Raw genomic sequence first — 1,104 nt, 5'->3', positions numbered from 1 at the left:
CTAGGCCGCGTATCGGGTCGTGATCAATCTGCGGGATTTGCCCTTGTGGTGGAGCCTGGACCGGTAGACCGTCTTGAGTGACGCGAGTGCAACTGAGCGATGCCGAGTGGGAGTTCATTGGTCCGTATCTGCCGATCGGCGAGTACGGCCCGTATCCCGAGCGGCTGCGGCTGCAGTTCGCGGGTGTGATCTGGCGGTTCAGGACGGGCGGGCAGTGGCGGGAGATGCCGGCGGAGTTCGGCGCCTGGTCGACCGTCCACAACCGCTTCCGCCAGTGGCGTGATGCGGGCGTCTTCGAGGCCCTGCTGGAGGGTCTGATCGCGGAGGCGGCGGAGCGGGGCGAGGTGGACTTGTCCCTGGTCAGCGTGGACTCCACCACTGCCCGCGCCCACCACGACGCCGCCGGGATGCACCTGGCACCCGAGGTTCTCGCCGCCCTGGAGAAGGCTGCAGCCGAGGAGGAAAAAGCCCGGTCAAAGGGGGCGGCCCGGAGGGACAAGACGGGCGCAACGGTGACAGCGACCCCGCCCGGGAAGAGCGACGCCGCATCCGGCGCCGACGCAGAATCCGGCTGAAGGCCGCCCTGCTTGGGCGATCGCGCGGCGGGCAGACCAGCAAGGTCCACCTCGCCGCCGACCGCAAGTGCCGCCCGCTCGCGCTCATCCTGACCGCCGGACAGGCCGCCGACAGCCCGCAGTTCATCCCCGTGCTCAAGAAGGTCCGGGTCCGCGGCCCAGTCGGGCGTCCTCGCACCCGGCCGGGCGCGGTCGCCGGCGACAAGGCGTACTCGTCCCGGACCAACCGCGCCTACCTGCGCAAACGCCAGATCAAGGCGGTCATCCCGGAGAAGAAGGACCAGGCTGCCAACCGGAAGAAGAAGGGCAGCAGGGGCGGCCGACCCACCAGCCACGACGCCGCCCTTCACAAGGAGAGAAACACCGTTGAGCGGCTGATCAACAAGCTGAAAGCCTGGCGAGGCATCGGCACCCGCTACGACAAAACCCCCGCCAGCTACCTCGCAGGCCTGCACCTCCGCGCCTCCACGATCTGGATCAAGGACCTCACGCGAACCGCAGGTTGATCACGACTCAATACCCGCCCTAG

1 pseudogene is annotated in these 1,104 nt (G+C 68.6%); it reads left to right on the top strand.

From position 1 onward, the window contains the following. Window positions 1-77 precede the first annotated feature (77 nt). Window positions 78-1,081: pseudogene (locus tag ACFV6H_RS37730) on the top strand (IS5 family transposase). Window positions 1,082-1,104 lie beyond the last annotated feature (23 nt).

The organism is Streptomyces sp. NPDC059743 (genome assembly GCF_042732975.1).
Classification (GTDB): Bacteria; Actinomycetota; Actinomycetes; order Streptomycetales; family Streptomycetaceae; genus Streptomyces.
Note: the sequence above shows the minus strand (reverse complement) of the source record. Positions and strands in the feature narration are given on the sequence as shown.